The 23,019-nt window shown below is 67.7% G+C and carries 27 protein-coding genes; 17 read left to right on the top strand and 10 right to left on the bottom strand.

What is annotated here, in order from left to right:
• Positions 1-60: 60 nt before the first annotated feature.
• A complete protein-coding gene (locus ACFXHE_RS00545; RefSeq protein ID WP_379378426.1) occupies positions 61-510 on the top strand; it encodes a hypothetical protein in 450 nt (149 codons plus the stop codon).
• A 35-nt stretch (positions 511-545) separates the two neighbouring features.
• Positions 546-809, top strand: a complete 264-nt coding sequence (locus ACFXHE_RS00540; protein ID WP_379378425.1) for a hypothetical protein — start codon at positions 546-548, stop codon at positions 807-809.
• Positions 810-929: 120 nt separating this feature from the next.
• On the opposite strand, the gene ACFXHE_RS00535 is transcribed toward ACFXHE_RS00540, so the two are convergent.
• Positions 930-1,706: a GTP-binding protein gene (locus tag ACFXHE_RS00535; protein ID WP_379378424.1), complete on the bottom strand. Its 777-nt coding sequence runs from the start codon at positions 1,704-1,706 to the stop codon at positions 930-932.
• A 132-nt stretch (positions 1,707-1,838) separates the two neighbouring features.
• On the opposite strand from ACFXHE_RS00535, the gene ACFXHE_RS00530 reads away from it, so the two are divergent.
• From ACFXHE_RS00530 to ACFXHE_RS00520, 3 genes are all read left to right on the top strand, one after another.
• On the top strand, positions 1,839-2,285 hold the full coding sequence (locus tag ACFXHE_RS00530) for an OB-fold domain-containing protein (RefSeq protein WP_354838229.1): 447 nt from the start codon (positions 1,839-1,841) through the stop codon (positions 2,283-2,285).
• Complete coding sequence (locus ACFXHE_RS00525; RefSeq protein WP_379378422.1) at positions 2,278-3,480, top strand: lipid-transfer protein; 1,203 nt, start codon at positions 2,278-2,280, stop codon at positions 3,478-3,480. The genes ACFXHE_RS00530 and ACFXHE_RS00525 overlap by 8 nt, the downstream gene beginning before the upstream one ends.
• A gap of 193 nt (positions 3,481-3,673) precedes the next feature.
• Complete coding sequence (locus ACFXHE_RS00520; protein ID WP_379378420.1) at positions 3,674-4,108, top strand: nuclear transport factor 2 family protein; 435 nt, start codon at positions 3,674-3,676, stop codon at positions 4,106-4,108.
• 159 nt (positions 4,109-4,267) lie between these two features.
• Here ACFXHE_RS00520 and ACFXHE_RS00515 read toward each other — a convergent pair whose 3' ends face one another.
• Together ACFXHE_RS00515 and ACFXHE_RS00510 are read right to left on the bottom strand one after the other, a co-directional pair.
• A complete protein-coding gene (locus tag ACFXHE_RS00515; protein WP_379378419.1) occupies positions 4,268-4,954 on the bottom strand; it encodes a hypothetical protein in 687 nt (228 codons plus the stop codon).
• Between the two features lie 191 nt (positions 4,955-5,145).
• The gene (locus ACFXHE_RS00510; RefSeq protein ID WP_379378417.1) at positions 5,146-5,757 is read right to left on the bottom strand and encodes a TetR/AcrR family transcriptional regulator; all 612 of its coding nucleotides are present in this window, start codon (positions 5,755-5,757) and stop codon (positions 5,146-5,148) included.
• An 89-nt stretch (positions 5,758-5,846) separates the two neighbouring features.
• Here ACFXHE_RS00510 and ACFXHE_RS00505 point away from each other — a divergent pair, with 89 nt between their 5' ends.
• The gene (locus tag ACFXHE_RS00505) at positions 5,847-6,926 is read left to right on the top strand and encodes a Gfo/Idh/MocA family protein (RefSeq protein ID WP_379378416.1); all 1,080 of its coding nucleotides are present in this window, start codon (positions 5,847-5,849) and stop codon (positions 6,924-6,926) included.
• A gap of 75 nt (positions 6,927-7,001) precedes the next feature.
• Entirely contained in the window at positions 7,002-7,418 is a 417-nt protein-coding gene (locus ACFXHE_RS00500) for a VOC family protein (RefSeq protein WP_379378414.1), read from the top strand.
• Positions 7,419-7,440: 22 nt separating this feature from the next.
• On the opposite strand, the gene ACFXHE_RS00495 is transcribed toward ACFXHE_RS00500, so the two are convergent.
• Both ACFXHE_RS00495 and ACFXHE_RS00490 read right to left on the bottom strand, forming a co-directional pair.
• The gene (locus tag ACFXHE_RS00495; RefSeq protein WP_379378413.1) at positions 7,441-7,563 is read right to left on the bottom strand and encodes a hypothetical protein; all 123 of its coding nucleotides are present in this window, start codon (positions 7,561-7,563) and stop codon (positions 7,441-7,443) included.
• 65 nt (positions 7,564-7,628) lie between these two features.
• Positions 7,629-8,240: a hypothetical protein gene (locus tag ACFXHE_RS00490; RefSeq protein WP_379378412.1), complete on the bottom strand. Its 612-nt coding sequence runs from the start codon at positions 8,238-8,240 to the stop codon at positions 7,629-7,631.
• A 366-nt stretch (positions 8,241-8,606) separates the two neighbouring features.
• Here ACFXHE_RS00490 and ACFXHE_RS00485 point away from each other — a divergent pair, with 366 nt between their 5' ends.
• From ACFXHE_RS00485 to ACFXHE_RS00475, 3 genes are all read left to right on the top strand, one after another.
• On the top strand, positions 8,607-8,849 hold the full coding sequence (locus ACFXHE_RS00485) for a hypothetical protein (protein ID WP_379378410.1): 243 nt from the start codon (positions 8,607-8,609) through the stop codon (positions 8,847-8,849).
• 112 nt (positions 8,850-8,961) lie between these two features.
• Complete coding sequence (locus ACFXHE_RS00480; RefSeq protein ID WP_379378408.1) at positions 8,962-9,774, top strand: DUF4253 domain-containing protein; 813 nt, start codon at positions 8,962-8,964, stop codon at positions 9,772-9,774.
• Between the two features lie 116 nt (positions 9,775-9,890).
• Positions 9,891-11,372 (top strand): glyceraldehyde-3-phosphate dehydrogenase, encoded by a 1,482-nt coding sequence (locus ACFXHE_RS00475; RefSeq protein WP_379378406.1) that lies wholly within the window; start codon positions 9,891-9,893, stop codon positions 11,370-11,372.
• 65 nt (positions 11,373-11,437) lie between these two features.
• Here the strand turns inward: ACFXHE_RS00475 and ACFXHE_RS00470 are convergent, their stop codons facing one another.
• Together ACFXHE_RS00470 and ACFXHE_RS00465 are read right to left on the bottom strand one after the other, a co-directional pair.
• Positions 11,438-12,148 (bottom strand): hypothetical protein, encoded by a 711-nt coding sequence (locus tag ACFXHE_RS00470; protein WP_379378404.1) that lies wholly within the window; start codon positions 12,146-12,148, stop codon positions 11,438-11,440.
• Between the two features lie 202 nt (positions 12,149-12,350).
• Complete coding sequence (locus ACFXHE_RS00465) at positions 12,351-13,289, bottom strand: cutinase family protein (protein WP_379378402.1); 939 nt, start codon at positions 13,287-13,289, stop codon at positions 12,351-12,353.
• 81 nt (positions 13,290-13,370) lie between these two features.
• Between ACFXHE_RS00465 and ACFXHE_RS00460 the strand changes: the two genes are divergently transcribed.
• Positions 13,371-13,559 carry a hypothetical protein gene (locus ACFXHE_RS00460; protein ID WP_379378400.1) on the top strand — a complete coding sequence of 63 codons (189 nt, stop codon included), beginning with the start codon at positions 13,371-13,373 and terminating at the stop codon, positions 13,557-13,559.
• A 182-nt stretch (positions 13,560-13,741) separates the two neighbouring features.
• A complete protein-coding gene (locus tag ACFXHE_RS00455) occupies positions 13,742-14,524 on the top strand; it encodes a helix-turn-helix domain-containing protein (RefSeq protein ID WP_379378398.1) in 783 nt (260 codons plus the stop codon).
• Between the two features lie 13 nt (positions 14,525-14,537).
• On the opposite strand, the gene ACFXHE_RS00450 is transcribed toward ACFXHE_RS00455, so the two are convergent.
• Complete coding sequence (locus ACFXHE_RS00450) at positions 14,538-15,023, bottom strand: nitroreductase family deazaflavin-dependent oxidoreductase (protein WP_379378397.1); 486 nt, start codon at positions 15,021-15,023, stop codon at positions 14,538-14,540.
• A 106-nt stretch (positions 15,024-15,129) separates the two neighbouring features.
• On the opposite strand from ACFXHE_RS00450, the gene ACFXHE_RS00445 reads away from it, so the two are divergent.
• The 3 genes from ACFXHE_RS00445 to ACFXHE_RS00435 all read left to right on the top strand — a co-directional run bounded on the left by ACFXHE_RS00445 (position 15,130) and on the right by ACFXHE_RS00435 (position 18,565).
• A complete protein-coding gene (locus tag ACFXHE_RS00445) occupies positions 15,130-15,744 on the top strand; it encodes a TetR/AcrR family transcriptional regulator (protein ID WP_379380310.1) in 615 nt (204 codons plus the stop codon).
• A gap of 506 nt (positions 15,745-16,250) precedes the next feature.
• Positions 16,251-16,808 carry a TetR/AcrR family transcriptional regulator gene (locus ACFXHE_RS00440; RefSeq protein ID WP_379378395.1) on the top strand — a complete coding sequence of 186 codons (558 nt, stop codon included), beginning with the start codon at positions 16,251-16,253 and terminating at the stop codon, positions 16,806-16,808.
• Positions 16,809-16,879: 71 nt separating this feature from the next.
• The gene (locus tag ACFXHE_RS00435) at positions 16,880-18,565 is read left to right on the top strand and encodes an alpha/beta fold hydrolase (RefSeq protein ID WP_379378394.1); all 1,686 of its coding nucleotides are present in this window, start codon (positions 16,880-16,882) and stop codon (positions 18,563-18,565) included.
• Positions 18,566-18,589: 24 nt separating this feature from the next.
• Here the strand turns inward: ACFXHE_RS00435 and ACFXHE_RS00430 are convergent, their stop codons facing one another.
• Together ACFXHE_RS00430 and ACFXHE_RS00425 are read right to left on the bottom strand one after the other, a co-directional pair.
• Positions 18,590-19,321: a hypothetical protein gene (locus ACFXHE_RS00430; RefSeq protein WP_364615762.1), complete on the bottom strand. Its 732-nt coding sequence runs from the start codon at positions 19,319-19,321 to the stop codon at positions 18,590-18,592.
• 106 nt (positions 19,322-19,427) lie between these two features.
• A complete protein-coding gene (locus ACFXHE_RS00425) occupies positions 19,428-20,204 on the bottom strand; it encodes a C1 family peptidase (RefSeq protein ID WP_379378392.1) in 777 nt (258 codons plus the stop codon).
• Between the two features lie 273 nt (positions 20,205-20,477).
• On the opposite strand from ACFXHE_RS00425, the gene ACFXHE_RS00420 reads away from it, so the two are divergent.
• Complete coding sequence (locus tag ACFXHE_RS00420) at positions 20,478-21,422, top strand: LysR substrate-binding domain-containing protein (protein ID WP_379378390.1); 945 nt, start codon at positions 20,478-20,480, stop codon at positions 21,420-21,422.
• 143 nt (positions 21,423-21,565) lie between these two features.
• Entirely contained in the window at positions 21,566-23,008 is a 1,443-nt protein-coding gene (gndA, locus tag ACFXHE_RS00415) for an NADP-dependent phosphogluconate dehydrogenase (protein WP_379378388.1), read from the top strand.
• Positions 23,009-23,019 lie beyond the last annotated feature (11 nt).

The raw sequence follows: 23,019 nt of genomic DNA, 5'->3' as shown, positions 1-23,019 counted from the left end.
CGCACCGCCTCGAAGGTTCGGCCGTTCACCGTGCGTGGCCGCCGCAGAAGCGCAGTCCTCGTGTCCGGCACCGAAGTGCTGTACCTGCCCACCGCGTTCCCGGCCCTCGACAACGTCACCGTGTACAACGGCTGGTTCCCCGCACTGAGCCGAATGATCTCGATCCAAACCGCGATTGCGGCTGCCACCGTACGGATTCCGGGCGGTCGTGCCCTGGTCGATCTGCTGAGCCGGCCCATGATCGGCCCGGCCGGTGGCCCCGACACCGCCGAACGCGCCCGCACCCTCACCCATGTGGTCGCCGTCGTCTCCGACGAGACCGGCGCCCTGGCCGAGGTCCACCTCGAAGGCCCCAGCATCTACACCCTCACCGGCGAGCTCATCGCCTGGGGCGCAGCGCAACTCCGCACCGGCCCACGGCTGTCCACGGGCGTCGTCGGCCCCGTCGAAGCCTTCGGCCGGGAGGCCCTGCTCCAAGGTTGCGCCGAGATCGGCCTCGTCGCGATCTGACCACCATCCCACCGAGAGGAGACGATCGCTTCTCCATGGACAGCGACGAACAGCAGCTGATCGAATTCGCCCTCACCTGGCAGCCTTTCGGCGGTCCGCCCAGCGAGGAAGTCCTCACCACCTTCGGCATCAGCGTCCCGATGTTCCGCCACCGCGTACGCCGCATTCTCATCACCCAGGGCTCGGTGGGCAGCGAACCGTTCCGTCGTTATGCCCGCTCGGCCCTGTCCTCCTACCTGACCTTGCGAGAACGCACCCACCCACGCCCGGCACGGATGAGCGCCGACTGGGCCGGTTAGACCGACAGGCCCGCCCCACTCGGATTGCTGTTCTGAAATTCGTTCTGTGCCAACAGATCAGAGGAATGATCAAGGAGGCGCGCGCAGCGCTGCGTTGATTCGTGGCGGGGGCGGCGTCCGTCAGTAGTCCAGGGCGTGTTCTGGTTGGCAGACATCCAATGGGGACGGGAGGTAGCGGACTATGGCGTCCAGGAGCGGGGTGAGGGCGTCGGAGCTGCACAGGATGGGGATTGTGTCGCCTATGCGGGTTGCATGGCGGATTCGGTGATGTAGCTGCTCGCGGGGGAGTTCTGGCTGGGTGATGGGAGTAGCAGAACTGGCGCGTTGGGCTGTCACCGTTGTCGCGAGATTGCGGTGCCAGGGTTCGGCGAGTTTCCAGTGATTGCCGTAGATTTCGGCGGCCAGGGGTTCGAGGGACCAGAGAGCGATCAGGTCGATGAGGCCCTCGAGGTGGGGGCCGGGGGTGATGGGGATCTGGAGGGGGAGGGGGGCTGCGCCGCGGGTGTCTGCGATGGTGCGGACGCAGCGGTCGAAGTCGGCGTCGGGGTGGTCGAGGCCGGTGATGAGGCAGAGGCGGGCGACCTGGTGGTCGTCGGCTACGCGGAGCATGGTTTCGAGGCGGGGGGCGAGGTTTTTGGCGGCGTCGACGACCGCGATCACGCCGTCGGCTACTCGGATGGCGCGCTGCAGGGCTGCGATGGGGGCTTGGGTCGGTAGCTCGGCGAGGCGGATTGTGTGCTCGACGCCGTCTGTCGCCCAGTGGAGCGTGGTCGCGGGGCTCGAGGTGGGGGTGCCGGAACCGTGGAGCAGTTGGTGAGCCACTCGGGCCGTGTCGGCGGGGTCACCGAGGAGGGTGACGTTGCGGATCGACTGCGGGTCAATGGCTTTGGTGCCCATCGCGTTGTGGTACTCCAGATCGACTCGAGGGTGCCGGGGCATCCTCCATCTGGAGTCACCGTACCTCCGGGCGCGGATTCGCGGAGTGGAATTCGGCCCCAAAGTAGAACGTGTTCCTATACCGTCGGGGTTGTGCAGAAAGAACAACGCCCCGCTGTGGCTGACTGGTTCACTGCGGACGACGGTGTGGTGCGGCTCAAGGGGAGCCGGTGCAAGGATTGCGGCACACCGTACTTCCCGCGGAACACGCTGGCCTGTCGCAACCCGCGCTGTGCCGGTGCGAAGGACGGCTCCGAGCTGGCCGAATACCTGTTTTCCACGCGTGGCCGGATCTGGTCGTACGCGGACGCCCGGTACAAGCCGCCCGCGCCCTACGTCTCGGCCGATCCGTTCGAGCCGTATGTCGTGGCGGCGGTGGAGCTCGAGGTCGAGCAGATGGTGATTCTCGGACAAGTGGTGCGCGGGTTCACCGTGGACGATCTGGCCGTGGGCATGCCGGTGGAATTGGCCGTGGGCACGCTGTACGAGGACGACGAGGCAGAGCACACGGTGTGGATGTGGAGGCCGGTCAATGACTGACACGAACGATCGGGACATCGCCGTCCTCGGTGCGGGCATGCACCCGTGGGGCAAGTGGGGGCGGAATTTCGTCGAGTACGGGCTGGTCGCGGCGCGTGCGGCGCTGGCCGACGCCGGCGTGGACCATCTCGATGTCGGGTACATCGCCGGCGCGGACACCATCCGGAACGGATACCCAGGCTTCGTCGCGGGCGCGACTTTCGCTCAGGCACTGGGCTGGTCGGGTGCGCGGATCTCGAGCAGTTATGCCGCCTGCGCCTCGGGTGCGCAGGCCATTGCCAATGCGCGTGCGCAGATCCTGGCTGGACTGACCGATGTGGCACTCGTGATCGGTGCCGACACCACCCCGAAGGGCTTCTTCCAGCCGGTCGGCGGTGAACGCCGAGATGATCCGGACTGGCTGCGCTTCCATCTGCTCGGCGCGACCAACCCGATCTACTTCGCGCTCTACGCCCGCCGCCGGATGGCGCTGCACGGCGCCACGCTCGAGGATTTCGCCGCCGTCAAGGTGAAGAACGCCCGCCACGGCCTGAACAACCCGTATGCCCGGTATCGCAAGGAGGTGGCGGCCGAGGAGGTCGCGGCGTCGGCGATCGTGTCGGATCCCTTGCGGCTGCTCGACATTTGCGCGACCAGTGACGGCGGCGCCGCGCTGGTGCTGACGTCGATGGACTACGCGCGCCGGCACGGCATCGCCGACCCGGTCCGCATCCGGGCGCTGTCGACGGTTACGCCGACGTTCCCGAAGACCGTCATCGATCTGCCGGATTTCGCAACTGATTCCGCGGTGGCAGTCGAGGCCCCGCCGCACGCGTTCCGCTCCGCCATCGCGCAGGCCGCGTACGAGGAGGCCGGGCTCGGGCCGGACGAGCTGTCCTTCGCGGAGGTCTACGACCTGTCCACCGCGCTGGAGCTGGACTGGTACGAGGACATCGGGCTCTGCGAAACGGGCGGCGCGGAGGAACTGTTGCGCAGTGGCGCAACCACATTGGGTGGACGGGTCCCGGTGAACCCCAGTGGCGGCCTGGCCTGTTTCGGTGAGGCCATCCCCGCTCAGGCGATCGCGCAGATCTGCGAACTCACGTGGCAGTTGCGCGGCCAGGCCGACGGTCGGCAGGTGGAGAACGCGCGCGCGGGTATCGCGGTGAACCAGGGTCTCTTCGGTCACGGCTCGGCGATCATCGCCACCCGCTGACCCCGGAGGCACCCGAGTCCACTCGTCGAACCCGACGCTGAACCGGCAGGTACCGCACGGTATCTGCCGGTTTTTCATTCGATGGCTGCCGGCTGGGTCGTGATGTGGGCGTCCGTCGCCGGCAACCGATGCCAGCGTTCTGCCAGCGACCGGACGCAGACTGCGGATTCCCCTCTTCGAAAGGAATCACGCGGTGACACAGCAGGACCCGAAGATCCGGGCGATCAGCGACTTCTTCGAGGCATATGCGCGCTACGACTTGGACGGCATGAGGGCGGTACTCACCGACGACATCGCATGGACTATTCCCGGGCACCACGCGCTCTCGGGAACCAAACATGGCCTCGACGAGGTCCTGGCCTTCTTCGCCCAGCTCGCCAAGGCGGGCATGAAGGCCGAGACGTTCTTCCTCGAAGCCAACGCGGAATACGTCGTCGATATCCACCGCGGCTACTCGACCGAAGGCGAAGGCCAGGTCGACACCCTGTGGGCGCTGGTGTGGCACTTCAACTCCGACGGCAAAGTGGACCGCGTCGACAACCTGACCCTGGACCAGCACCAGATGGACACCTACATCTGGAAGAACTTCCCTCTGGCTCCCCTGCCCACCCGCCTCGCGACCGCCTGAGGTGCGGCGTTCTGCCCGAGGGCCATCGGGCACGAGCGAGCGGTGGATCAGCCGTCCCAAAGCTCCTGCCACCGCATCGGGAGCAGCGTCGCAAGCGTGACGAAGTGCCGGACTTCAGGCGGACGCCTGGCGGCACGTTTGCGAAGGAGTGGGAGGGCGTCAGTTGACGGTGCCCATCCCGGGGATGTAGATCTCGGCGGCTTCGACGAAGGCGGAGCCGGTCAGTTCGGCCAGGGCCAAGGATTCGTCGAACTTGCGGAGGGCCTTGCGGACGTAGGGGCGATCGTTCCATTGGTCGCCCACCGCGGCGAGCGCTTCGACATTCTGGGACAGCCAGTTTCGCATGGGCTGGATGTTCGAGGGCGCGGCGTAGCCGCCGATTGCGTAGTTGGAGGGGATGGTCCAGTTGGGTACCCAATCCAGCGACGGGAATTCGGCCGGGAAGGAACCGAACAACGCGGTGTTGTCGGACAGTGGCGGATAGCCGTTGGTCGTGGCTTGTTCGGCCAGTTCGGTGGGCCATACCCGGCCGCGCTCGATCCAGCCGGGAAGCAGTGCGGCGAGGAATTCGATCAGGACGAATTGGACATTGCCGGTCAGTGCGTCCGCGGCGGAGATCTCGTCGCCATCGCCATTGCGGATGGTCGGGCGGCCGGCGCGGACTGCGGACGTCGCTTCCCGCAGCAGGTCGAGCTTCCAGCGGAAGCCCTTGGCCAGGTGATGGTCGCCGGGCAGGGTGCCTGCCATATCAGGCTCGACGTGTTTCGACAGGGCCGGATCGAGCAGGTCGATCTGATTGCGGGCCAGGTCGTCGACCTCGTCGAGAGTGGAATTGCAATAGCGCACAACGGTTTCGGCGACGGTCGCCGGATCATTTCAGACCTCCGCTCGGCCGCAAGCGCACGAAATTCGGCAGCATGGCGCGTCGTCAATGGCTGGGCTGCGCCTCGGGATGTGCTGAGGCCTGGAACTGTCCGGGCTGCCGTGTGGGTGCTCCGCTGAATCATTGTGGAGCGCCGAACTTTTGGCGGCGCGGTCTACGTGCCTTCGTTCAGTAGGGCGCGCAGCGCTGAGTTGCCGATCTGCCGCAGCTCGTCGCGGCTGCGCCCGGCCGCGGCCTGGACGGCGATGCCGTCGGAGATCGTGTGGACGAGTGCGGCCAGGGTGGCCGGTTCGTGGCTCGACGGCAGGTCGGTGGCCTGCTCGAGCCGCCTGCGCAGCGCGGCCTCGGCGGCTTTTCGTACGGTGGCGGCCTCCTGGCGTACGGCGTGTGCGTCGGGTCCTGAGGCTTGAACGGTCTTGACGCACAGGCAACCATGGGGCGTGTTCGTGCCTGCGGTCAGGTCGACGGCCCCATGGATCAGCCGCTCGATCACCTCGCGGCCGGTGGGCGCGTCCAGCGCGTCGGCGGCGTAGGCGCCGGGGCCGTCGAGGTAGCGGGCGAGAACCTTGCCGAACAGTTCTTCCTTGTTGCCGAAGGTGGCATAGAGGCTGGGTTTGTTGATGCCCATCGCGGCGGTCAGGTCGGCCAGCGAGGTGCCCTCGTAACCGTTCCGCCAGAACACTTCCAGCGCGCGGTCGAGTGCGGTGTCTGCGTCGAATGCGCGTGGGCGTCCGCCGGGCATGCCGTTCTCCGTGCTCTCTCCCATGTTTTTTACCTATCGGTACATTACCGCTTGCGCGCGCGTGCCGTGCCACTTAGTTTCTTACCGAAAGGTACATAACTAAGGAGTGGGACATGATCCAAGTCGGAGTTGTCGGGGCCAGCGGGTGGGCGGACAGCTCACACCTACCCGCGCTCGCAGCGCTCGAGGAGTTCGACGTGACCGCGGTCGCGACCACCAACCAGGCCAGCGCGGACCGGGCAGCTGCGGCCCACGGCGCACGGCACGCCTTCGCCGACGCACGCGAACTCGCCGCGCACCCCGAGGTCGACCTGGTCGTCGTCTCGGTGAAGGCCTCCGGCCATGCCGCCGTGATCAGGGCGGCACTCGACGCCGGCAAACACGTTGTGTCCGAATGGCCATTGGGCGTCGACGCCGACGAAGCGCGCGCGTTGACCGAGGCCGCCACCGCCGCCGGCGTCGTTCACGCGGTCGTTTTGCAGGGCCACCATTCCCCGAGTGCCCGCTTCGCCGCAGACCTGTTGGCAGACGGCCGGATCGGCACACTCGAATCGGTCGCGCTGGTGGCGGAAGGGGCTCCCTTCGGCGGCAGTCGAATTTGGCCGAATCTGGTGTTCAGCCTGGATCCTTCGGAAGGAACCAACATCTTGACCATCATGGCCGGTCATTTCCTGGCCGCACTCGAACGGGTCGCGGGCCCGCTGACCGAGGTCACCGCACGACTCCCTCGCACGCACGACCGCGTTCTCGTCGCGGGGACGGATCGGACCGTACCCAACGCCACGCCCAGCCACGTCCTGCTGCACGGACTGCTGGCCGGCGGCGCCACCGCCTCCGTCGCCGTGCACGGCGGCAACGGGCCCGCCCGAGAAGGGTTCCACCTCGAGCTCGTTGGCAGCGACGGCACGTTGACCGCCACCCCAGCCCAGCCCGGGACATTCATCCACTGGGGCGACTGGAACCTCCGGATCGACGATGAAGCCTTGCCCGTGCCTGACACCTATCGCACCGTCCCCGCCAGCGTCCGGTCCGGCCCGCCGGCCAATATCGCAGCCCTCTACCAGGAAGTCGCCCGAGCCATAGCCGAAGCCCGCCAACCACATCCCAGCTTCGAGTCAGCCCTGCGCCACCACCGGCTCCTCGCCGCCATCGAACAGTCCGCGGCCGATGGAATCGTCCGGCACATCTCGTAGCCGACACGCCGTCCGAGTACTTCTGCTGACGCATTTCACCCGAACGCCCGGCTGGGAACGCCCTAGGCTCACGGAGTGCATCTGGAGCTGATCACGATCATCGTCGAGGAGTACGACTCCGCCATCGAGTTCTTCGTTGAGACACTTGGTTTCGATCTGATCGAGGACTCCCCGTCGCTCACCAATGATGGACGTCCCAAACGGTGGGTCGTCGTTCGCCCACCCGCCGGGACTACCGGAATCCTGCTTGCGCAAGCGGACGGGGACAGGCAGCGCGGCGCTGTCGGAGATCAGGTCGCTGGGCGAGTCGGGTTCTTTCTCCGGGTCGTCGACTTCGCGGGGGCGTATCGCCGGATGGTCGGTGCCGGTGTGAAGTTCGTGACCGAGCCGCGCACCGAACCCTACGGTCAGGTTGCCGTCTTTCTCGACATCTCCGGAAACCGATGGGACCTGCTCGGGCCACCCGAACCCGACCGCGCGGATCGCGGCTGAGCAAGCGAGAGGATCGCGGCGCTCAACCCTCGAGCAGTTCTTCCGCCGCGGCGGCGATGGTATTCGGTTCCAGCGCAGCGACTGTTGCGTCCGGTGAGTGCTCGGCGAGTTCTTCACGACGTGCCCGGTGGGTCACAACGATCACGTGGACAGTGGTGGAGGCGGACTCTCCGGTGGTCGGGGCCGGTGCCGCAGGGTTGGTGACCCGGGTCAGGGGAGGACGTTCGGGATCAGTTGCGGGGCCTGCTCGGCCACCCAGGATCCGATGAAAGAGCCTGCGTAGTAGCCGATGTAGGTGCCCGCCACGCCGCCGACGATGCCACCGCCGATCGCACCGATGGGCAGGGCCGCGCCAGCGGTGAGGGCGGTGGCGAGGGCGCTGCCCGCGGTGCCGCCGAGGATCGCACCGGAGATGCCACCGAGGATCTGGCCCGCTGTCTGGCCGATGTAGGTGCCGTTCTCGATGGGGCTCGCGATCGGGGCCGCCGTGGCGATCGGGGTGGCGGACGGAATGGGCTGGGACGCAACGGGTTTGAGGGCATCGACGACCGGGGTGGAGGCGGCGGCATCAGGGACGAAGGCCACCGGCGCGGATGGCTGGGTGGCCGCGGCGGGCGCGATCGGCCCGGCGACCGGGCTGTCGGTGGCCACGTCCGCGGCGGTGTTCACCATCGCGGTGGGCTCGATGACCCGAGGGGCGGCGGGCTCGGCCGCGGCCGTCCCCACCCCGGCGACGCCGACCGCGGCGGGGACGACCACGGCTACCGGAAGTCCGCGCAGCACTCTGCTGGACTTGCTCACCGCACGATGCCGACCTGCCATGTCTATCCGCCTTTCCAAGCATCTGCTGTCACACCACCATCGTCGGCGGCTCGCGGGGCACAACACGAATGTGATCGGCTTCCCAAAATGCGCTGGCGGCTATGGGTATTCGCCGAGGGCAACGACTCCGCGTCAGGGCCGTGCTGCCGGAACCACGGTGTTCACGGCTCGGAATCGCAGGGCGCGGGCCTCGGCGATCTATTCGCAAATCAGTGTTATCCACGCGGGCCGATCGAGCGTCGGGCGAGGTCGGCATACCAAACGGTCCAAAACGCTCATCTGAATTACAGATATTTCATATGCTCTGGCGCGCGGAGCAGGGGAAAACTGCACCTGCTTCGCGACGTGGATAAGAGGAACAGCTTCATGAAACGAACCATTCTTGTGAGTGCGGTGGCCTGTGCTCTGTTCGGAGCGGGCATCGGGACGGCCGCGGCGGACGGGCTTCCGCTGACGGATATCGACATCACGCCGGGCTCGGCCGCCGATCTGGGCAATGCCGTCGGCGCCGGGTCGGTCGATGTCGGTAGTGCGGCGGCGGGGCTCGGCAGCGCCTTCGGCGGCGGCTACGCGGGCGGGGTGCTCAGCAGCCTCTCCGCACAGCGCTGAGGCGCCCAGCGCAACGGCGAATCGGGCAGCGGGCGGTCGTCGTCGCGGCGACCGCCTCCGGTTCGGAACCCGGCCGCAGCGGATTGTCGGTCCGGGCTGATTGGATTCGGGGGTGCTGAATTCGATTGGTGTACCGCCGTTTCGGGCGGATGGGGATGCTGCCGACGCGGTTGCCGTGCTGGTCGAGGAGGAGGACCCGACCGGGTTGCTGGCCGCGCTGGGCGTGCAGGTCCCGCCGCTGACGCCCGCGGGTAGAACGGTTGCAGGCCGGGCGATCTGGCTGGGAGAGGTCGAGGCGGGGTACCCGGCGGCCGATGCGTGGGAGCGGGTGCGCGCCGTGTATTCCCGCACCGGGCTGTGGCCGGTGCTCATCGAGGAACGCACGCTCGAGGGGCTCGAGAACTTCGATCCGGACGACCGGGGCACCGAGCTCGCCGAACCGGATGGCCGGGCCTGGCTGGAGCGGGCCTGGACACAGGTGGTCACCGAGGGCGTCGATTCGATTCCACGGAGCCCGCGCGTGCTCACCGCCGCGGATCTGGATCACGACGGATTCGGGTGGGCCGACGCCTGGGCCGTCCTCGACGACGACACCAAGTACCTGGCGCTCGTCCCGGCGCCGCAGCCGTGGCTGGTGCCGCACCTGCTGAACTGGTGGGGAGCCTGCAACTACGACCTCGACGGCAGCGATCACGCCGCGATGCTGCGCCGCTGGGCGGGGCACTGGGGTGCGGAGTTGATGGGGATGGGGCTGGGCACCATCGCGCTGCGGGTGGGAAGTCCGCCGCAGAATGATGAAGAGGCGCTTGCCGTTTCGCTCGAACGATTCCTGTACTGCTCGGATCAGGTGCATCAGGGCGTGGGGACGCTGGACGAACTGAAGCCGCACGCGGCCGCGCCACTGTGGTGGTTCTGGTGGGACTGACCTCGCGGGCCCCCGGCGCGACCTGGATCTCACATGCGGGTAGCCGCGGTTTGTGATACCGCGGGGCTGGATAGCATCGGTGCACGTACGCATCGAGGCAACCCCGAGGATTTGTGTTGACTACCGACCATCTTGACCGCTGGAACGCTCACGAGGCTGCCGCGGAGGCGATGATTCCGATTATCGGCAGGCTGTATCGCGACAAGGGGGTGACGATCCTCCTGCACAGCCGGTCGCTGGTGAACAAATCGGTGATCAGCATTCTGCGGACGCACCGGTTCGCGCGGCAGATCGAGGGCGAGGAACTGTCGATCGACGAGACGCTGCCCTTCCTCGAGGTGCTCAGCGAGCTGGATCTGGGACCGAGCAAGATCGACCTCGGCCGCCTGGTCCACGCCTACCGCGCCGACGACCGCGGGCTGTCGATTCCCGAGTTCACCGCGACGGTGCTGGCGGAGGTGCTCGACGGGAACAAGGCCGTGGCGCCGGGCCCGCGGGACGTGGTGCTGTACGGCTTCGGCCGGATCGGCCGCCTGGTGGCCCGGCTACTGATCGAGAAGGCCGGCTCCGGAAACGGGCTGAACCTGCGGGCCGTGGTGGTGCGCAAGGGTGGCGAGGAGGACCTGGTCAAGCGCGCGTCGCTGCTGCGCCGGGACTCGGTGCACGGGCAGTTCAACGGCACCATCAAGGTCGATGCCGAGAACAACACGATCATCGCCAACGGCAACGTGATCCGGTTCATCTACAGCGACTCCCCGGCGCAGATCGACTACACCGAGTACGGGATCAACGACGCGATCCTGATCGACAACACCGGCAAGTGGCGCGACCGCGCGGGCCTCGAGCAGCACCTGCGTCCCGGTATCGCGAAGGTCGTGCTGACCGCGCCCGGCAAGGGCGATGTGCCGAACATCGTGCACGGCGTCAACCACCGCGACCAGGATGTGTCGCAGCAGATCTTCTCCTGCGCCTCCTGCACCACGAACGCGATCGTGCCGCCGCTGAAGGCGATGGACGACGAGTTCGGCATCGTGCGCGGGCACGTGGAGACGGTGCACTCGTTCACCAACGACCAGAACCTGCTGGACAACTTCCACAAGTCGGATCGCCGTGGCCGGTCCGCGCCGTTCAACCTGGTGCTGACCGAGACCGGCGCGCAGTCCGCGGTGAAGAAGGCCATGCCGGACTTCCAGGCCAAGATCACCGGCAGCTCGATTCGCGTTCCCACGCCGGATGTTTCGGTCGCGATCCTGAACCTGCAGCTGAAGCGGGAGACCACGAAGACCGAGGTGCTCGAGTACCTGCGGCAGGTGTCGCTGTCGGGTCCGCTGAGCCGCAATCTCGATTTCACCGCGGCCACCGATGTGGTGTCGAGTGACTTCATCGGGTCGCGGGCGGCGTCGATCGTGGATGCCAATGCCGCCATCGTGGATGGTGACACCGCGATCCTCTATCTCTGGTACGACAACGAATTCGGCTATTCGTGCCAGGTCGTGCGGACGGTGCAGTACATCTCGGGCATCGAGTATCCGACGTACCCGCGGCTGGGGGAGCAGGACCTCGCCGAAGGCGTGCCCGTTGTGGCCGCGGCGGTGTAATTCCGGGTTGACGATGTGAACGGGGCCGGGCAGTCACACTGCCCGGCCCCGTTCACATGTCGGGTCTAGCTGGATTTGACCGGCTGCCAGCACACCACGCGAGCGGGTTGCGGCGTGACGGTCGCCCCGGCGGGGATGGCGCACTGGTTCGGGTCGGTGGTGCCGTCGAAGCGGCCGCCGATCTGGACCGTGACGCCGGGCCCGGCCTTGCTGGCGCAGTCGACCGGCGTGATCTGGTTGACATCGGCCTGCATCGAATAGCAGTCGCCCACCTTGACATTCGGGGCGAAGCACAGCGAGTGGTTGCCGTCGGTCAGCACGAAGTAGCCCGCGTCCCGGAGTTTGCCGTCCGGGCAGGTGGCGCCGTTGGTGACCGAGGCGGCCAGCTCGTAGACGGCGGCGTGGTCGTCACACGGGGTGGCGTGGATCTTGCCGATCTGGGCGCCGCGGTAGTCGGTGGCGGTCACGCAGTTGCCCACGGCGAGTTCGGGATCGTGGGTGGCGGTCGTGCTGGTGCCCTTGGTGACGGTGGCGAGGATGCCGAGTGCCAGGATCAGCACGCCCGCGACGGCGACGACGGTGCCGGTGTGTTTGGGCAGCCCGGCCGAGGCGCCCGCGTCGGCCGCGGGCCGTTTCGACCGATTGTGCAGGACGAGGCCCACCACCAGCAGGAGCACGCCGACCGCCGGGATCAGCAGGGTGCCGGCGGAGACGCCGGAGGAGTCGGCCGAGTCGGCTGCAAGGATCGCGGTCGACCCGATTTGACCAATGAACACTGTCTTTCAATTCCTTCCGGTCCGCTGACGGACACGGGCAGGAAGGTACCCCGAGGCGAGGACCGGTCGGGCTGTTTTGAAATGAACTCGTTCCGGAAATTTGTGTAGGCTCCCCGCCAGACGAACCCAATGGGGGCGTGACGACACGGGCCGCGTCACCCTGCAGGTCGGGGATGACGCGGCCCGTGTGGGTTTCGTGTCGTCAGGGCTTCTGGTCGGCGGTGTCGGCGAGCCAGTTGTGGAGCCAGGTGGTGGCCGTGGTGCCGTCGGCGTCGACGACGTAGTGCGGGTAGGACTGGTGGACGCCGGAGGCCAGGAAATCCTGGACCTGGCGGAGCCATTGCTCGCTCGCGGGGTCGTCGGCCGGGGCGGACAGGATGGCGGCGCCGCCCTGCCAGAGGGCCTCGTTCAGAATGGATTGCAGGGTCATCGCGTAACTCGGGATCTGGACCGGATCCTGCGATGTCAGCTGGGTGAGCAGGCCGGCCGAGCGCCCGGCCAGATCGTCGTTGGGGACCGAGCAGTAGAGATCGCCCGCGGCGCAGAAGGTGCGGACCTTCGGGCTGAGCCAGCCGAAGCCGCCGGCGCGCGCTCCGCCCGCGCCGGTGCCGGGGACCTGCGGGCCGATCAGTGCATCGGTGGGGGAGCGGCGCGGGTCGGAGATCAGCCCGACCGCGGCCACCCGATCGGGCGGGACCACTCCCAGCCCGGTGCCGATCTCCGCGGCCAGGTCGCCCGCGGCGTCGGCGCCCTGGCTGTAGCCGATGAGCGCGAAACGCGTTGCGGCGCAGCGTGCTGCGGTCCCGGCGACCAGCGCCCGCGCGGCATTCACGGCGTCCCGTTTGGAGCTGCCGTAGACCTCGCCGTCCCAGGGGAAGGCGGTGGCGGGATAACTGACGTAGTCGGTGTGCACCGTGCCGGGCAGCCCGCGGGTGACCTGCGAGAGCATGCCCTGCTTCGGGGTCTCGACGGAGGTCTCCCAGGTGCCGGGGACGGCTATGACATCGAGGCTCGGGCAGTCGGCGGGCGCGGCCTGCCCACTGGGCGCGCCGGTGACCGTCAGGATTCCGGTCGCGGCCGCCACGACGGCCGCGAGGGCGCCGCCGGCCATCCGGAATGTTCGCAGTGCTCGAAAGGACAAGGCCCACACCCTTTGTTCGAATCGTTCGGACGACTTTTCCACCGCAGGGTCGTGCTCGGTGCAACATACCAAAGGAACAGGATGGTCCAGCTGCTGATCGCGCGGGAAACGCCGGTAACCGGACGGATCGGATATCCCGGACTTGCCTTCGGGGCACTCCAGTTCGACGTTGTTCCGCCCGAATTCGATTGCGCCGTACCGAGTTCGATGACGGCAATTCCTGGAATTGCGGAGACCGGCAGCGCTGATATCGAAACGCTGTCGGTGTGACACGTCGATCTCGAAATGGCGTGGGATTGCTGATTCGAGCCTTGCTCTCAGCGGATTGCCGGTGTTGTTGCGGGACACGACGGTGGAAATTGTGGCAGCATTCCGTCCTGGGCGTTGCCCCGGCCGCAATCTCGGAGTGTTGTCCGACGATACGGCGGGGGCGGGAAGGAAGCCGGGCGGCTATGACGGGCCGTGTAGGAAGTATCGACGAGAGGCTGGCGCTCGCGCTCCCCTCGTTCGGCGAACTGCTGCGCCGGTTGCGCGACGATCGGGGCGTTTCCCGGGAACGCCTCGCATTCGCGGCCGGAGTGAGCGCCAGCTATATCACGCAGCTGGAGAAGGGTGGGAAAGCCAAGCCGACCCGGGCGGTGGTCGACGCGCTGGTGCGTTGCCTGGAGTCGTGGAATCCATTGTCGGCCACGGAGCTTCGTTATCTGCACGATCTGGCGGGACTGGAGATCGGCGGCCATCCGACGGTCGCGGAGTTGCGGAAGTCGATCGATGCCGACGTCCTGCGGGTGCTGGCGATGCATCGGCCGAACCTGGCCGCGCTGTACGACACCCGCGGAAATGTGCTGGCCGGGAACGAAGAGTGGGCGCAGGCGTTTCCCGGATTGCGCGAGGTCGGGAATCTCTATCGGTGGATGTTCTCTGATCCCATGGCCCGGGAGGTGATGGCCGATTGGGAATCCGATGTCCGGCAGTCGGTCGGCTGGCTGCGCGGGACCGCGGGGTCGGCCGCGGATCCCGGCGGATTCGCCGGGATTATGCGGGAGCTCGGCGCCTTTCCGGATTTCCGGCGATTCTGGGCCACGGGCGACGTAGGATTCGCGCCGCCCGTGCACACCATGCGGCTGCGCGATCGGAGCACGGGCGCGGTGCGGAGCTTCCGCGTGCAGGTCGGCGTGCTGAATACCGAGCTCTATCCCGGCCACATCGTCGCTTCGGTCGCGCTGGCCGTCTGAGGCGGTGCGGCGGCTAGCCGGCCGGCCGGAGGATCACGACCGGAATCTCCCGTTCGGTCCAGGCCTGATAGGTGTCGAAATCGGCGTACGCCTCGACGAGCCGGGGCCACAGCCGGGCGCGCTGTTGCGGATCGGCGGTGACGGCGTGCACCGGGAACCGGTTGGCGCGGATCTGGATGTGGGTGTCCGGATCGGCGCACAGATTGCGGTACCACTGCGGGTGTTCGGGGAGCCCGCCCTGCGAGGCCACCACGATGGTGTCGGGCCCGTCGGTGATGTAGAGCAGCGGGACGGTGTAGACGACGCCCGTCTTGCGCCCGCGGTGTTCGAGCAGCAGGGTCGGCACCGGTTTGCGGAAACCCGCTCCGATGCGCCACTTTCCGCCGATGCGGCCACCGGTGCGCCGGTAGATCCAGACCTGGGCCCGGCCGACACGCTTGAAGATCTTGGGCAGGACGGGGGAGTCGAGCTGCGGGGGCCGGGGCGGGGTGGTGGTCATGGATTTCCTTTCGCGTCCACTGACCATACAGTCATGGCCATGTGTATGGTCAAGGCCGGACGGTAACCTCGGCCGGGACAATCGCGAGCGAAGGGATGGCGATCCGGTGCGCACGCATGGATGGTCGGGGGCGGCGCCGGCCGATGACACGGAGGCCGTCGAGCGCATCGTGGCCGCCGCGCGGCGGGCCATCGATCGTTCCGGTGCCGAGTTCAGCATTGCCGAGGTGGCCCGCGATCTCGGTGTCACACGTCAGACGGTGTATCGCTACTTCTCCAGTGCCGAAGCGCTTTTGACGGCCACCGCCCTGGCGCAGACGGAACATTTCCTGGATGTGCTGGCGGAGCGGCTCGGGGATATCCGCGATCCGGCGACCGCCGTGGTGGAGGGTATCGCCTATACGCTCGAGCGCCTGCCGGAGGAGAAATACCTCGGCCTGCTGTTGCGATCGGGGCGGGCCGGCGCTTTCTCGGCCGGCGTAACCTCCGATACCGCACGGTCTTTCGGGCGCTCGATACTGGAACGTTTCTCGGTGGATTGGGCCGCGGCCGGAATCTCCGGCGCCGATCTGGACGAACTCGTCGAGCACATGCTGCGGATCGTGCAGTCCTTCATCATCGATCCGGGCCGACCACTGCGGCGGGGCAAGGAGATTCGCGGCTATCTCTCGAGATGGGTTGCGCCCGCGCTGGTCTCACGTGAACTCACCGCACGTGAATAACCGCGGCGGTTCCACGCGAATACACCTCTATGAGGGGTGGCGGGATGGGAAACCCCGGGGCCTAGCCTGCCCCGGGGTTTCGGTGTCCGCCCATTTGCGGCACGCCGACACGTTTAAGAACGGGTTGAGTCTGAAGTTAACGTGACGCTCTGCGATTGAGCTACGGCCCATTGGTGGCTGAGCCGGCGGGAGTTGAACCCGCAACCTTCACGCTGACAATCCGTTCCCTCGATTCGGCGTTCGGCGGCGAATGCTGAAACTGGAGCGAGAGTGTGAGTTTGAGGGCGCGGTGCCTCTGCCAATTGGGCTATCCCGCCGTGGATGGCGGGAGGAGGACTCGAACCTCCACTGGGCCGCTGTGCCCGTCACAGGGAACTTCGGTTTCAGCTTGCGCTCCTTGCGCACCGCCGACTGTAGACGGTGCCGAGGCGGTCGGCCAAGCGATTATCCGCTCGCCGAGCGGCCCGGGGTTGACAGAAATATGTAGACCGGTCTAGTTTTTCCGCATGGGACAGAAGGGCGCCGAGACGCGAGACCGGCTGCTGGACGCTACGCAGGAGCTGGTCGAGGCCGGAGGGTACTTCGGTGCGGGGCTCAACCAGGTGATCGCGCTCAGCGGTGCGCCGCGCGGTTCGCTGTACTTCCACTTCCCCGGCGGTAAGGACCAGCTGGTGGGGGAGTCCGTGCGACGGGCCGGCGGGGTGATCGGCGATTCCCTTGGGGCCCTTGCCGATTCCGAGTTGCCGGTCGCCGAATTCGTCGACCTGGTGTTGCGGCAACTGGGGGACAGGCTGGAAACGTCGGAGTGGCGGAAGGGGTGTCCGGTCGCCACCGTGGCGCTCGAGACGGCCGCCGCCAATGACTCGATGCAGCAGGCGTGCTCGGAGGTCTACTCCTCGTGGGAGGAAACCCTGCGTGCGCGGCTGGCCGGGCAGCCCGGCGCCGACGACCTCGCCACCGCGATCCTTGCCCTGATCGAGGGTGCGCTGCTGCTGGCCAGGGCGCATCGCAGCAGGGAGCCGCTGGATCGGGTCGGCAGGCAGATCGCCGTCTGGCTGCGGTGAATGCGGGCCGGCGTGATCGCCGGCTCTCTTTTTGGCTCGAGAATATATAGACCGGTCTATTAGGAGTGGACATGGACGCAATCGTCTTCGGCGCAACCGGATTCATCGGCCGTTCGCTGGTCGCCGAGTTGCTCGGCAGGGGGCAACAGGTGGCGGCGGCGGTGCGGAACGACACCCTCACCTCGTGGCTCGTCGCCAAGGGGGTCGACATCGGTGGGCTGACGGTCGTCACCGCCGACATCACCGCACCGCTCACGGGTCTGCCCGAGGTGCGCGACGTGTACAACGCCGCGGCGCGGTACGCGTTCGGGCTCGACGTGCGAGAGGCGCGGGCTACCAATGTGATCGGGGCGATCAATGTGCTCGACTGGGCCGCGACCCTGCCCGGGCTGCGGCGGCTGGTGCATGTGAGCGGGTACCGGGTGAGCGCGCCGGACGGCGAGCCCGACTACGCCGGGCTGGGGGCGTACGAGGCATCGAAATTCGAGGGCGATCTCGCGGTCCGGAACCGGGCGCGCGAGCGCGGCGTGCCGCTGACCATTGCCAACCCGAGCACCGTGATCGGGCCGGGGCAGCATCTCGGGCTGGCCGGTCTGGTCCGGGATCTGTGGGAGGGGCGGCTGCCCGCGGTCCCAGGTGGTCCGGAGGTTTTCGTGCCGATCGTCACCATCGACTACTTCGTTCGGTTCTTGGCGTGCATTCCCGAATCGCCTGCGGGCGAACATTATTGGGTGCTCGACGACACCACGCCGCGACTGCCCGAATTGGTGCGTACGGTCGCCGACCACATGGGGGTGCGGGCGCCACGGTGCAGCGTTCCCGTCGGTCTGCTCCGGCGCCTGCCGCGCAGGATCACCGGAGCCGATCCCGAGACGCTGTCCTTCCTCTCGACCGACCGCTATCCGACGGCTTCCGCTCGATCCTTCGCCGCCGCAACGGGTCTGGAGATGCCCGCCGCGGACGATGCGCTGCGGACATGGGCCGACCACCTGGTCGCCGAGCGCTTCGGTGCCACGTCACCCTGGGTGCGCCCCTACGGTTTCCATACCGTGGCGGGCAGCCGGACCTGGATCGCCGGAGACAGGCGCACCCCCGATCACGTGCTGCTGCACGGGCTTCCGATGAATGCCGATCTGTGGGCTCTGCTCGCCGCTCGGCTGCACGGTTCGGTCCTCGCGCCTGATCTGCCGGGTCTGGGCCGCTCGGCCGCCTCCGGCCAGCCGGTGGAGGTGTGGCTGGGGGAGGTGCTGAGCCAGGTCCGGACACGGCCGATGCTCGTCGCGCACTCGCTGGCGTGTGGGCCCGCACTGCGCTATGCCGTCGAGCATCCGGACCGCATCAGCAGGCTCGTTCTGGTTTCACCGCCGTTCCTGCAGGCTCCCGGCCCGAAGTCGGCCCGCTCACCGCTGGCGGCGTCGGTCCTGCGGCGCATGTCCACCGACCGGCTCTCCGAGATGTTGGGGGTTCCCGCTGGTCCCGAGATCGACAGTGCTGCTGCGGATTTGCGCCGACCGGGAGTCGCGCGGCGGGTAGTCGAGGCAATGCGGACCGTGCACGCCGAGCGAGCGCGGTCCCGGGAACTGCTGGGCCGGGTGAGTGTCCCAGTCGAGATCATCGTCGGATCGGCCGATCCGCTGGTCGTGCCCGTCGGCCATCCGGTGACCGAACTGCCCGGCGCCGGACACTATCCGCAGCTCACCCACCCGGCTCAGCTTGCCGGCCATCTCGAACCGGTCCCCGGCCCGCTCCGCCGGTGACTCCGGCCGTGGACGGCGCGGGGATCAGCCGAACAGATATCCGAAGATCTCAGCGCCCAGCTTGCGCTGGGTGATCTCGGCATTGTTGGCCTCCTCGCGCGCGAACTTGACTGCGTGCTGGAGCTTTTCGACGCGCTCGGTGAGTTCGTTGACGCGCTTGGCGGGCAGCGCGCCGGAGAACCTGATGGTGCGCCAGTAGCCGACCACCACATCCTCGTGATACACCTCGACCTGCGCCGGATGCTTCTCCGTCGCTTCGGCTTTCACGTGGTTGCGCGGAATCTTCTTGGTGCGCACCGTCTGTACCGGCTCGGTGGCGTAGCAGTCCGCAGCGGCATCGTATTCCCACGACTCCGCGGCATCCAGCACCGGCAGTTTGCGCACGAAGGTGTGCAGGTCCACCAGCTGCTTCTCCAGGAACAGCAGGTAGGTGATGGGCGCGCCCTGCACCAGGGTGCGGCCGTCCACCACCACATCGGCGGTGGCGGTGCAGTTCGCCCAGTCCTTGGTGGCCACCACGTCGAACAGTTTGGTCAGGATCTCCGCCGTGGCCTGCAGGACCTCCTCGGATCTCACCTGGACGCGCGTCGACTCGGGCGGCAGCTGCTCGCCCTCCTCGTCCTTGGGGCGGTAGGTGCGCGAAATACCGCTCAGCAGCGGGTTCTTGGCCAGTTTGTGATGGGCCTCGGTGAGGTCGGAGAAGGTCCGGGACTTGATCCCTTTCTCGACGGCGACAATCTGATTCAAACGTGTCATTCCGGCACTGTATCGGTGCGTACGCGGCAGCGACCACCGGTTTTCGGCGGTCGCTGCCGTGGGTATCCGGCTTGGCGGACAAGCGGTTTCGGCTTGTCCGTGGCGGCTAGCCGGTGACAGTCCGGATGGTCCAGAGGTCGGACGCGTTGACCGAGAGCATGTACGCGTAGGGCAGGGTGCCGTATCCGTTCCGGCCCCAGGCGGTACCCCAGGAATTGCGGATCCGGAATACCGATCGGGAGTCGTCGTATCCGACCGCGACCACGCAATGTCCGCCCACCACCTGTTCATTGGCGGCGGGCAGTGGGATGTCGCCGGTCTTGTCGACCTCCGGGGTGAAGATGCTCTCGTAGACGGTGAAGCCGAAGACGAACGGATATCCGTCGGCCAGGCACCCCTGCATCTGGGAGAGCGTGCGCGCCACCCGGGAATACTGGATGGCCCGATGCCCGGCCGCATCGGTGAAGCACTTCTGCGGCGGTTCGGTCGCGAATTCCGAAATATCGTAGGGCCATTCGGATTCCGGGCAGGCGCCCACGGTGGCAACGCTCTTGATGCCGTCGCGGATCATCGCGCCGGCGTCCTGACCGACCGTGCCCTCCATGACGCGCTCGTTGTAGTAGATGAACAGCCGGGACGGCACGGATACGTCGGCCAGTTGCTCTTTCATGGCGTCGAACTGCAGTGCCCCCGCAATGCCGTTGCCGGTGCAGGAGCCGAGCTTGCCCTGGTCGTAGACGGGGGCGAACTTCGAGGTCAGGTCGATGGACGGCGGCAATTGGGCGATCGTCGCGGCCGGCGCGGCATAGAGGTGATCGCGCTGGTCGGGCAGGTCCGGAATCCAGCCGAGCCCTTTGTTCTGCTTGATGCTGATTGCTTTCATGACGGGCGGTCCTTCGAGGGAAACGGTGAATCCGCCCGGCGGGGCGAGTTCTGATGCCCTCCAGTGCAGCCCGGGCCGCCGCGATCGGAAACCAGCGAAGTCCGAAAACATCTTCACTCGAACTGATCGGGGTATGCCCCCCGAAAATCGGGTAGCCCACCACTCGTTACCCGGACGGCCGTGCGCGCGATATTCGATGGGCACGAGAAGGAGAAACTGCCGACGGCAACCGGTCATCGACCACCGGTGCCGAACGGCGCGAGGGGGTCGGTCGTGGAGCTGCGGCAACTGCGTTACTTCGTGACGCTGTCGGAGGAACTGCACTTCGGGCGCGCCGCGGCGCGCGAGCACATCGTCCAGTCGGCGCTGAGTCAGCAGATTCAGCGGCTGGAACGCGAACTACGGGTCCCGCTGGTGGAGCGCAGCACCCACCACGTGCGCCTCACCGCCGCGGGCACGCTGCTGCTGGGCGAGGCCCGGCTGATCCTCAGCCACGTCGACCGGGCCGCCGCCGCGGCGCGCACCATGACCGGGACCGATGCCGTCCTGCGGGTTGCGCAGGGGGACGCCAGTTTCGACACCATGCCGGTGGTGCTGGCCGCGGTCCGGCATCATCATCCGGAACTGGTCGAGGTGCATCAGGTCGAGGCCGGGGTGCCCGAGCAGTGCCGGTTGCTCGCCCAGGGGCGGCTCGATGTCGGCATCGGGCGCGCGACACAGCTGCCGGACGGGGTGGCGTCGGAGGTCATCCGGTTGGATCGGCTGGGTGTGCTGGTCGCCGCGGAGCATCCCTGGGCGCACCGGCACGCGGTGCCGCTCGCCGAACTGGCCGGGGAGACGCTGGTGTTCGCCGACGAATCCCGCGCGCCGGAATTCAACGAGTACATCCGGGAGCTGTGCCGCACAGCGGGATTCGCGGCCAAGCCCTACCCGGGCACGGTGCACAGCGTGCTGGGCGCGGGCCGGCTGGTCCGCGACGGTCACGCGCTGGTGTGCGTGCCCCGGTCCTGTGCGCCGCTGCCGGGCCTGCGCTGGATCGCGATCGCCGAGCCCGCCCACTATCCGTGGTCGCTGCTGTGGCGCGCGAACGGCGAGACCGAGGCCGTGCGCTCCATCCGCTGCTGTGCGCGGGTACTGGGCGAGCGGCTCGGCTGGACGTACCGGCGCGAACCCGAGGCGGCCGCGATCCCGCCCGTCACCGGCCGCCTGGCGGGCTGAGCCCGGCCGCGTGGCCGGGGTCCCTCGGTGCGGCGGAGGCCGGACCGGGTAGAAAAGGTATGGCGTCGTGGAGCGCATCCGTCGATGCCGCCGCCGAGGAGACTTCGTGCGGTCATCACATCTTCGAACGGAGAGGCTGTTTCATGGCGACCTCGGAAGCGCGCGCTCAGATCGGCGTGACCGGCCTGGCGGTCATGGGTAGCAACATCGCCCGCAACTTCGCACGGCACGGGTACACCGTCGCCCTGCACAACCGCAGCATCGGCAAGACCGACGCGCTGCTCGAGGCGCACGGCAGCGAGGGTGATTTCGTGCGAACCGAGACCGTCGAGGAGTTCGTGGCCGCGCTGGAGAAGCCGCGCCGCGTGCTCATCATGGTCAAGGCCGGTGATGCCACCGACGCCGTGATCGAGGAGCTGGCCGCGGCCATGGAGCCCGGCGACATCATCATCGACGGCGGCAACGCCCTCTACACCGACACCATCCGCCGCGAGGCGGCCATGAAGGCGCGCGGCCTGAACTTCGTCGGCGCGGGCATCTCCGGCGGTGAGGAGGGCGCGCTGAACGGGCCCGCCATCATGCCGGGCGGCCCGAAGGAGTCCTACGAGTCGCTGGGTCCGCTGCTGGAATCCATTGCGGCGCAGGTCGACGGCACCCCCTGCTGCACCCACATCGGCCCCGACGGGTCCGGTCACTTCGTGAAGATGGTGCACAACGGCATCGAGTACGCCGACATGCAGCTCATCGGCGAGGCCTACAACCTGTTCCGGGACGCGCTGGGCTTCGACGCCAAGCAGATCGCGGACGTGTTCACCCAGTGGAACTCCGGTGAGCTGGAGAGCTACCTGGTGGAGATCACCGCCGAGGTGCTCAACCAGGTCGACGCCAAGACCGGCAAGCCGCTCGTCGATGTGATCGTGGACGCCGCCGAGCAGAAGGGCACCGGCCGCTGGACCGTCAAGTCCGCCCTCGATCTGGGCATCCCGGTGACGGGTATCGCCGAGGCCGTCTTCGCCCGCGCCCTGTCCGGCTCCCGCGCCCAGCGCGCCGCCGCCAAGGGCCTCGCCTCCGGCGCTCTCGGCGAAAAGCCCACGGATGTCGCCCAATTCACCGAGGACATCCGCCAGGCCCTCTACGCCTCCAAGATCGTCGCCTACGCTCAGGGCTTCGACCAGATCGCCGCGGGCTCCGCCGAATACAACTGGGACCTGCACCCCGGCGACCTGGCCACCATCTGGCGCGGCGGCTGCATCATCCGCGCCCGCTTCCTCAACCGCATCAAGGAGGCGTACGAAGCGGACCCGGCACTGCCGAGCCTGATCCTCGCCCCGTACTTCCGCGAGGCCATCGAGAACGCCGTCGACAGCTGGCGTCGTGTCGTCGTGACCGCCACCCAGCTCGGTATCCCGGTCCCGGCCTTCGCCTCCTCGCTGTCGTACTACGACGCCCTGCGCGCCGAGCGTCTCCCGGCCGCGCTGACCCAGGGCCAGCGCGACTTCTTCGGCGCCCACACCTACGAGCGCATCGACGCCGAAGGCAAGTACCACACCCTGTGGAGCGGCGACCGCAGCGAAGTCCCCGCGTAATTTCCGGTAGG

Source organism: Nocardia sp. NPDC059229, assembly GCF_042754165.1.
Lineage (GTDB): Bacteria > Actinomycetota > Actinomycetes > Mycobacteriales > Mycobacteriaceae > Nocardia.
Note: the sequence above shows the minus strand (reverse complement) of the source record. Positions and strands in the feature narration are given on the sequence as shown.

Coding starts and splice junctions, on each gene's coding strand:
- gndA (WP_379378388.1), top strand. CDS start 21,566: ATGGCGACCTCGGAAGCGCGCGCTCAGATCGGCGTGACCGGCCTGGCG.
- ACFXHE_RS00525 (WP_379378422.1), top strand. CDS start 2,278: ATGACTGACACGAACGATCGGGACATCGCCGTCCTCGGTGCGGGCATG.
- ACFXHE_RS00455 (WP_379378398.1), top strand. CDS start 13,742: ATGACGGGCCGTGTAGGAAGTATCGACGAGAGGCTGGCGCTCGCGCTC.
- ACFXHE_RS00425 (WP_379378392.1), bottom strand. CDS start 20,204: ATGAAAGCAATCAGCATCAAGCAGAACAAAGGGCTCGGCTGGATTCCG.
- ACFXHE_RS00490 (WP_379378412.1), bottom strand. CDS start 8,240: ATGGCAGGTCGGCATCGTGCGGTGAGCAAGTCCAGCAGAGTGCTGCGC.
- ACFXHE_RS00450 (WP_379378397.1), bottom strand. CDS start 15,023: ATGACCACCACCCCGCCCCGGCCCCCGCAGCTCGACTCCCCCGTCCTG.
- ACFXHE_RS00435 (WP_379378394.1), top strand. CDS start 16,880: ATGGACGCAATCGTCTTCGGCGCAACCGGATTCATCGGCCGTTCGCTG.
- ACFXHE_RS00485 (WP_379378410.1), top strand. CDS start 8,607: ATGAAACGAACCATTCTTGTGAGTGCGGTGGCCTGTGCTCTGTTCGGA.
- ACFXHE_RS00535 (WP_379378424.1), bottom strand. CDS start 1,706: ATGGGCACCAAAGCCATTGACCCGCAGTCGATCCGCAACGTCACCCTC.
- ACFXHE_RS00440 (WP_379378395.1), top strand. CDS start 16,251: ATGGGACAGAAGGGCGCCGAGACGCGAGACCGGCTGCTGGACGCTACG.
- ACFXHE_RS00540 (WP_379378425.1), top strand. CDS start 546: ATGGACAGCGACGAACAGCAGCTGATCGAATTCGCCCTCACCTGGCAG.
- ACFXHE_RS00505 (WP_379378416.1), top strand. CDS start 5,847: ATGATCCAAGTCGGAGTTGTCGGGGCCAGCGGGTGGGCGGACAGCTCA.
- ACFXHE_RS00430 (WP_364615762.1), bottom strand. CDS start 19,321: ATGACACGTTTGAATCAGATTGTCGCCGTCGAGAAAGGGATCAAGTCC.
- ACFXHE_RS00460 (WP_379378400.1), top strand. CDS start 13,371: ATGGTCCAGCTGCTGATCGCGCGGGAAACGCCGGTAACCGGACGGATC.
- ACFXHE_RS00510 (WP_379378417.1), bottom strand. CDS start 5,757: ATGGGAGAGAGCACGGAGAACGGCATGCCCGGCGGACGCCCACGCGCA.